Here is a 7,416-nt window from a genome sequence, read left to right as displayed (position 1 = left end):
TTTGGTATCGTTCTTCTCGGCTGAGGTGCTTGTACATTGGGCAACTTCGACTTGGCGGTTAAAGCGGCCATGATGCTCTCGCATCCTCAGCCACCTATAACCAGTTCATCTTTGTTGCACTTCGTCCTTGAATCCGCCTTACAAAGAACACAAAGACTACGTGTCTTTGTCTAAAGCGCTGCGTGAAGCATGTCCCAATGGCATTGACGGTCACTTCGAGAACGTAGGTGGCATGGTCTTGGACGCCGTCATGTTGCGCACCAACGCTTTTTCCCGTATTGCGGTGTGCGGCATGATCGCAGGCTACGACGGCGCCCCCATTGCAATGACCAACCCCGCACTGATTCTGGTGAACCGCATGCGTGTGGAAGGCTTCATCGTCAGCGAGCACATGGAAGTGTGGCCCGAAGCGCTGCAAGAGCTTGGCAATTTGGTCACTGCAGGCAAACTGCGCCCACGCGAGACCGTGGGGCAAGGGTTGGAATCGACACCGGGGGCATTCTTGGGTTTGCTCAAGGGCAAAAACTTCGGCAAACAATTGGTCAAGCTGATCTAAAGAAAGTACAAGGCCCACCATGTTCGAGCCAATTAAGCCAATGGATCTATCGTCTGCGGACACCTCACACTGACCCGCTCCCACGCAGGCGTATCGCGCACACTGAGCGAAGTGTCTGAAGCTTCTAGTTTCGCCGCACTCAAGCACCCACCCCACACACACCCATCGTCCAAGCACACCACATCTGCGCGGTTTTGTATGTGCACGGTAGACCAATGGCCAAAGGCAATGCGCACATCAGTGGTTAACCGCCCCGGCACATCAAACCACGGCATGAGGTGTGCAGGCGCTTTATCTGCGCTTTCTTTCACGCTGAAGTCCATCGCGCCCTGTGCATCACAAAAGCGCAAGCGGGTGAGGGCGTTGACGATCACGCGCAAGCGGTCTGCACCCTCTAGGTCATCACGCCACACATTGGGCAAGCCGCCATACATCTGCGGCATGAAGTGTCTCCAGTCGTCGCTGCGCAGCACGGCTTCCACTTCGCTTGCCAGTGCTAGGGTTTGCGGCGCTGTCCACTGGGGCAAGACACCCGCATGCACCATCAGCACGTTGCCGACTTGCATCGCTAGGTGTTGATGGCGCAGCCAGTGCAGCAGTGCGGTGCTGTCGGGCGCGGTCAAGATGTCTTGCAGGGTGTCTTGCAGGTTGGGTTTGCGCACACCGCGTGAGACGGCTAAGGCATGCAAGTCATGATTGCCTAACAAGCATTGGGCACTGCTGCCGTAGCCCATCAGACGGCGCAGCACCGCTGCGTTGTGAGGGCCACGGTTGACCAAATCGCCAAGCAAATAAAGCGTGTCGCGACTCGGTGAGAACGCGATGTGCGTCAACAAGCGTTGCAGCGCTTCGTCGCAGCCTTGTACGTCGCCAATGAAGTAAAGTGCCATGCAGGAGATTGTGATGGATGTTCTGCTGATTGTTTTTCTCACGCTGCTCAACGGCGTGTTTGCCATGTCGGAGATGGCGTTGGCCTCTAGCCGCAAAGCGCGTTTGGCGGCGTTGGCCGAGACGGGCGACAGTGGGGCGCACGCCGCATTGCGCCTGATGGCGCAGCCCACCCAATTTTTGTCCACGGTGCAAATTGGCATCACCTCCATTGGTGTGCTCAACGGCATCGTGGGTGAGGCCGCTTTCAGTGACGACTTTTCGTATTGGTTGCTGGCCCAAGGTGTGCCAGAGAACTTGGCGTCAGGTTTGGCCACGGCCTTTGTGGTGACCCTCATTACCTTCAGCACCATTTTGTTTGGCGAGTTGGTGCCCAAACGCATCGGGCAGTTGTTCCCCGAATCGGTTGCCCGTGTGGCTGCGCCGTTGATGTCGGCATTGGCTGCCATGGCCAAACCGTTTGTTTATTTGTTGTCTGCCAGCACCAGTGGCATGTTGAAGCTCTTGCGCATTGATGTGCATGGCGCACGCATCGTGACCGAGGAAGAAATCTCTGCCAGTTTGGTCGAAGGTGTGGATGCGGGCTTGATCGAGCAACACGAACACCAAATGGTGCAAAACGTGTTCAACCTCGACGAGCGTCCGCTCACCTCCATCATGGTGCACCGCTCAGACATCGAGTGGCTCGACTCGAAGCTGCCCGTACCCCAAGCCTTGGCACAAGTGGGGGCGAGTGGTGCGCACTCGTGGTACCCCGTGTGTCGCGGCGACTTGGACAATGTGGTGGGGGCCGTGAGCGTGTCGCAGCTGTTGCGCCTGCCTCCCGGTACTGACATGGCGGTAGAGGCCCTCGCCAAGCCCGTAGCGTTTATTCCAGAAACCTTGAGTGGTTTGGATTTGCTGGAGCAGTTTCGCAAACCCGCTGAACGCGCGACCGCACATGGTCGCATGGTGTTGGTGGTGGACGAATACGGTGTGGTGCACGGATTGCTCACGCCGCGCGATTTGCTAGAGGCCATCACTGGCGAGCTGTTGCAAGCCACACTCACTGATGAAGCGTGGGCCACGCAGCGCGAAGATGGCAGTTGGTCGATTGACGGCATGATGCCCGTGACCGAATTCAAGGCCCGCTTGGGCATCAAAGAGCTGCCAGACGAAGACCGTGGCATTTACAACACGGTGGCTGGCTTGGTCATGGCCATTTCGGGCGAACTACCCGCCGAGGCCGATGTGGTGGAGTTTGGTGAGTGGCGCTTTGAGGTGATGGAACTGGATGGCCGACGCATCGATAAGCTGCTGGTGCATCGTCTAAATTAAACGCGGCCGCTGTTGTGGCGACTATATGGCACCTGGTACATCCATACAGGGCGGCTATCGCGACAGGTCAGGATGGCACTGGGTACCAGATCGATCGCTTCAACCGCAGCGTCGATAATAAGGGCTCACCATGTCTGAACCCCTCTTGTCTGCTCCTTCATTTCGTATCTTGAGCCTCATCCCGCCGATGACGCAGCTCAACACGCCTTATCCCTCGACCGCTTATTTAACGGGCTTCTTGCGCTCTCAAGGGATTGATGCGGTGCAGGAGGATCTCGCCTTGGCCTTGGTGCTGGCGTTGTTTACGCCCACAGGCTTGGCGCAAGTGCATGCGCATGCAGTCATGCAGCCAGAGGCGCAGCGTAGCGCCAGCGTGAACTACTTTCTGGATTGCTTTGGTCGTTACCAATCCACCATTGCCCCCACCATTGCGTTTTTGCAAGGGCGTGACGCCACCTTGAGCCACCGCATTGCGGGCCGTGGCTTCTTGCCTGAGGGGCCGCGCTTTGCCTCATTAGACGCCTATGACGACGAAGGCAGTGGAGACCCCTTGGCCTGGGCCTTTGGTGCTTTGGGTCAACAAGATCGCGCCCGTCATCTGGCCACTTTGTATTTGAATGATTTGGCCGATGTGTTGCGTGACGCGGTAGATAACCGCTTTGAGTTTGTGCGCTATGCCGAGCAATTGGCGGGCAGCCAAGCCACGTTTGATCCTTTGGCCCAAGCTTTGAGCGCCGCGCCCACCCTGGTGGACAGCACCTTGCAAGCGTTGACACTGGGTGTGATCGCCAAGCATCAGCCGCAATTGGTATTGCTGTCTGTGCCATTTCCCGGTGCGGTGTATGCGGCTTTTCGCATGGCTCAGAAGATCAAATTGCATCACCCGCACATCCGCATTGGTTTGGGGGGTGGTTTTGCCAACACAGAGTTGCGTGAACTGACTGACCCCCGCGTGTTTGACTATGTCGACTTCATCAGCCTCGATGCGGGTGAGCGGCCTTTGTTGTCTCTGATTGCGCACTTGCAAGGCAAGCGCAGTGCGCAGCGTTTGGTGCGTACATTTGTGCGCAACGACGCTGGCCACGTTCAGCTGATGAATTGGCAAGAGCCGGATGTGCCGTTTGAAGATGTGGGCACGCCCACTTGGGATGGTTTGCCTCTGGGCCGTTATTTGTCGCTGTTGGACATGCTCAACCCCATGCACCGCTTGTGGAGTGATGGTCGCTGGAACAAACTGACGGTGGCGCACGGTTGCTATTGGAAAAAATGCAGCTTTTGCGATGTGAGCTTGGATTACATCTCTCGCTATGAAACGGCGTCAGCTACCACCTTGGTGGATCGCATTGAGCAAATCGTGGCCGAGACGGGGCAGACCGGTTTTCATTTTGTGGACGAAGCAGCCCCGCCCAAAGCGCTCAAAGCCTTGGCGCAAGAACTGCTGCGTCGCAAGGTTCACATTTCATGGTGGGGCAATATCCGCTTCGAAAAAACCTTCACGCCTGAGTTGGCGGAATTGTTGGCAGAGAGTGGTTGCATCGCCATGTCGGGTGGCTTAGAGGTCGCTTCAGACCGACTGTTGGAGCTGATGAAAAAAGGCGTCTCAGTCGAGCAAGTGGCGCAAGTGACCAAAGGGTTTTCGGAGGCTGGCATTTTGGTTCACGCGTATTTGATGTACGGCTTTCCCACGCAGACGCTGCAAGATACTGTGGATGCGCTGGAGTACGTGCGTCAACTCTTCGAGAACGGCTGCATCCAAAGTGGGTTCTTCCATCGCTTTGCATGCACCGTGCACTCCCCAGTGGGAAAGAATCCGGCTGACTATGGCGTGCAAGTGGTGCCGCTGCCAGAGGTGAGCTTTGCCAAAAATGACATCGCCTTCATGGACCCCACCGGCACAGACCACGACACCTTAGGCCTTGGTTTAAAGAAGGCCATCTACAACTTCATGCACGGTGCGGGCCTAGAAGAAGATGTACGTCAGTGGTTTGAATTGCCCAAAGGGCGATGCCCGAAGACCACCGTACCGCGCCACAAGATCGCCAAAGCCTTGGGCTATTGATGCGTCAAGGCGTGACGGTAAAACACACGTTTGACCACCTCCACCACGCCGAGGTAAGTGAACACCAGCAACACAAACAGCATCAACACCACGGTCAAACGCGTGATAAGCATGCCCAAGCGGCATTTGCAGATCTCAAACGATGTGGCGGGCATGGGCTTGTGAATCAAGAACCAAGGCATCGGCGGGCACCAAGCTGCCTGCATTTTGCAAGGCGACATCACCTGGTACGACTTCTCTCGCAGATATTTCTGTGGGATGGCCATCACGTAACACGGTGGTGAGAACGCTGACCGATTGGCGAAGCTTGGTGCTTCGACAGCGTGTTGGGCCCCAAGGTGCTGAGTTGGTTCTACTTGGAGGACGGTCTGAATCGTGGGGCAATTGCCATCTTTAAGCTCTCTTCATCCTGGCCCTGAAAGAGGGCGAATTTTCGATTAGAATTAAGGCTTCGGAATTAAACACTCTACGCGGGAATAGCTCAGTTGGTAGAGCGCAACCTTGCCAAGGTTGAGGTCGCGAGTTCGAGCCTCGTTTCCCGCTCCAATTTCAAAGAGCCCCTGAAACACATGTTGCAGGGGCTTTTTTGTATCTGTCAAAGCAAGGCCCATGACCCATAGAAGTTTGGATGCACCCAGCTGCGAAGCGTTATTTCGCCTCACCGACAACGGTTCGGGTGGATGGTTGCAGACGTCCAAGCGTCGCTTGAAATTTCACTTGCGGTATTGGTGGTGTGGCTCACATTTGCAGCGCATTCGCAGCTTCTTTCATGCGCATGGTTTGGGTGAACTCACGCACAACGAACTGTCGGTGATGTTGCGGCCCATGCGACCCTATTTATGGGGTGGTTTAAGCCCTGAGGCACGCACCCATGCCTTGTTGGCCCATTTCGCATGGGTGTTGGAACGCCACTCGGCGCAGCTGGTGATTGATTTTTACAAACGCGGCTCTTATGTCTTCTTCACGCAAACCTATCCAGAGGGGGAGATCACCCTCGAGCTTGAACCCGGACGTGGTTTGGGCCGCGAAGGTGAGTTTGAGTTGCACCTGAAGTTCAATGGTGCGGCGGTGATGCGTGCGGCATTTAGCGTCTTACCCGCTGACATGGTAGGCATGCAAGGGCCCGGTTTTGTCATGGCAATTGGCAATATGCAGGGGCAGCGGTTTTTGAATCAAGAAATCAAAATCGTGACGCAAAAAATGGAGCGCACGCGGCCACAAAACATTCTGATGACCGCTCTGCAAGGCTTGGCCTCAGGTTGGCAACTCGTTGGTATGGTGGGTGTGTCCGATGTGGCACATGTGTATTCGGGCTACCGCAGCTTGTCGCAGCGCGTCGGGCAGAGCTACGACAGCCTCTGGGAAGAAATGGGCACCACTGGTGCACTCTCTGCGGTGCATTGGCAGCTCTCCATTCAGTGGGTGGCACGTTCAGAGCAAGATGTGCCGTCTAACAAACGTTCACAACTGCGTCGTAAAAATGAAATTCGTCAAAAGATTTTTGATGAAGTCGCCCGCCACAGCACGGGTCTTTGAAGCCGCCCTTAAAAATATCTCAAATCAGTTTTTATTTGCTCGAAGTGACCGAGGTGGCTAGCGTAAAATCTGCGGCAACAACGACACTGCCCGAGTGGTGAAATTGGTAGACACAAGAGACTTAAAATCTCTCGCTTCCGTAAGGGGCGTACCGGTTCGATTCCGGTCTCGGGCACCAATGAACAAGCACAAGGAAGGAGTTTCGTCATGGCACGCTACAACGCCGCGTATGAAATCCATGTGCATGGGCTCGTCCCCCTACAGCCTGAGGTTGGCTTAGAGCAGCTGCAAGATGCGTTGCGTCCTTTGTGGCAATACGCAGGTGCTGCGTCCTTAGAAGACGGCGCCAGCAGCGCATACCCTGAAGAGCCCGGTATTCGTTTCAATCCCGAAGAGCGCACTTTACAAATGTGTTGGACCGTACCTGGTGACGACGATTTCCGTCAAAGCTTGGACGAGATGTGCATGAGCCTGAATGAGCTCACGGCTGCTGGTGCCCCCATTGAAGTCACGTTTTATGACAACGATTTCGATGATGAGGACGAGGATCGTGGGCAAGAATCGCGTGATGATTTTGTGATGCTGTTCGTTGGGCCTACCCCCGCAGACATCATGCAAGCCCAGCGTGACATGCTGGTCAATGACGTGATTCACCTCATGGAGCGTCACTTTGACGGCGCTGAGTTGGGGGGCGTGGTGAACGAAATCGACAAGCTGTTCTCCGCGCGTTTTGACAATCTCGTGAACTCTCTCGACTTGGGGCGTCCGCCACGTGGGCCAAATGGTGGCCACGGTGGGGGACATGGCGGTCGCAAGCCACGGCATTTGCATTGAACTGCACCCCAAAAGTTGGACAAATGTCCAACAAAGTAAGGTGCAGTTTTTATGTCCAAATACACACAAGAGTTCAATCGAAGTTGTTAGGGAACATCTGCATAACCTTCTTGTAAACCCTGACAGCGTGAACGCCATAGACTGCGTTGAATACACATGAAACAAACCAGCCTATCGATCAGCGGCTTTGAGCTGCAAAGTAAACGCACACGTCGACGAGAGTTTC

The 7,416-nt window shown here is 55.4% G+C and carries 7 protein-coding genes, 2 tRNA genes and 1 pseudogene; 7 read left to right on the top strand and 3 right to left on the bottom strand.

The features are described from left to right. Positions 1–139: 139 nt before the first annotated feature. Positions 140–556, top strand: a pseudogene (locus RMS03_RS01375) (NADP-dependent oxidoreductase); the annotation flags it as partial. A 32-nt stretch (positions 557–588) separates the two neighbouring features. On the opposite strand, the gene RMS03_RS01370 reads toward RMS03_RS01375, so the two are convergent. Continuing rightward, positions 589–1,446, bottom strand: a complete 858-nt coding sequence (locus tag RMS03_RS01370) for a symmetrical bis(5'-nucleosyl)-tetraphosphatase (RefSeq protein WP_310625328.1) — start codon at positions 1,444–1,446, stop codon at positions 589–591. Positions 1,447–1,459: 13 nt separating this feature from the next. Here RMS03_RS01370 and RMS03_RS01365 point away from each other — a divergent pair, with 13 nt between their 5' ends. Further along, positions 1,460–2,761 (top strand): hemolysin family protein, encoded by a 1,302-nt coding sequence (locus RMS03_RS01365; protein ID WP_310625327.1) that lies wholly within the window; start codon positions 1,460–1,462, stop codon positions 2,759–2,761. 130 nt (positions 2,762–2,891) lie between these two features. Next, positions 2,892–4,820 carry a radical SAM protein gene (locus RMS03_RS01360; protein ID WP_310625326.1) on the top strand — a complete coding sequence of 643 codons (1,929 nt, stop codon included), beginning with the start codon at positions 2,892–2,894 and terminating at the stop codon, positions 4,818–4,820. Here the strand turns inward: RMS03_RS01360 and RMS03_RS11600 are convergent. After that, on the bottom strand, positions 4,814–4,975 hold the full coding sequence (locus RMS03_RS11600) for a hypothetical protein (protein WP_405023484.1): 162 nt from the start codon (positions 4,973–4,975) through the stop codon (positions 4,814–4,816). The genes RMS03_RS01360 and RMS03_RS11600 overlap by 7 nt on opposite strands. Continuing rightward, complete coding sequence (locus RMS03_RS11595) at positions 4,956–5,096, bottom strand: hypothetical protein (RefSeq protein ID WP_405023485.1); 141 nt, start codon at positions 5,094–5,096, stop codon at positions 4,956–4,958. The genes RMS03_RS11600 and RMS03_RS11595 overlap by 20 nt, the downstream gene beginning before the upstream one ends. A 194-nt stretch (positions 5,097–5,290) precedes the next feature. On the opposite strand from RMS03_RS11595, the gene RMS03_RS01350 reads away from it, so the two are divergent. From RMS03_RS01350 to RMS03_RS01335, 4 genes are all read left to right on the top strand, one after another. Beyond that, positions 5,291–5,366, top strand: a tRNA-Gly gene (locus RMS03_RS01350). Between the two features lie 63 nt (positions 5,367–5,429). After that, entirely contained in the window at positions 5,430–6,356 is a 927-nt protein-coding gene (locus RMS03_RS01345; protein ID WP_310625324.1) for a DUF535 family protein, read from the top strand. An 88-nt stretch (positions 6,357–6,444) separates the two neighbouring features. Further along, positions 6,445–6,534: transfer RNA gene (locus RMS03_RS01340), tRNA-Leu, on the top strand. 29 nt (positions 6,535–6,563) lie between these two features. Beyond that, complete coding sequence (locus RMS03_RS01335; RefSeq protein ID WP_310625323.1) at positions 6,564–7,190, top strand: DUF6806 family protein; 627 nt, start codon at positions 6,564–6,566, stop codon at positions 7,188–7,190. Positions 7,191–7,416 lie beyond the last annotated feature (226 nt).

Source organism: Limnohabitans sp., from assembly GCF_031538885.1.
Lineage (GTDB): Bacteria > Pseudomonadota > Gammaproteobacteria > Burkholderiales > Burkholderiaceae_C > Limnohabitans.
The sequence above is the reverse complement of the archived record's forward strand: the minus strand, read 5'-3'. Positions and strand labels throughout refer to the sequence as shown.

Excerpts from the sequence above, each read along its gene's own strand:
- RMS03_RS01370 (WP_310625328.1), bottom strand. The coding sequence starts at position 1,446 with ATGGCACTTTACTTCATTGGCGACGTACAAGGCTGCGACGAAGCGCTG.
- RMS03_RS01345 (WP_310625324.1), top strand. The coding sequence starts at position 5,430 with ATGACCCATAGAAGTTTGGATGCACCCAGCTGCGAAGCGTTATTTCGC.
- RMS03_RS01360 (WP_310625326.1), top strand. The coding sequence starts at position 2,892 with ATGTCTGAACCCCTCTTGTCTGCTCCTTCATTTCGTATCTTGAGCCTC.
- RMS03_RS01335 (WP_310625323.1), top strand. The coding sequence starts at position 6,564 with ATGGCACGCTACAACGCCGCGTATGAAATCCATGTGCATGGGCTCGTC.
- RMS03_RS11600 (WP_405023484.1), bottom strand. The coding sequence starts at position 4,975 with ATGCCCGCCACATCGTTTGAGATCTGCAAATGCCGCTTGGGCATGCTT.
- RMS03_RS01365 (WP_310625327.1), top strand. The coding sequence starts at position 1,460 with ATGGATGTTCTGCTGATTGTTTTTCTCACGCTGCTCAACGGCGTGTTT.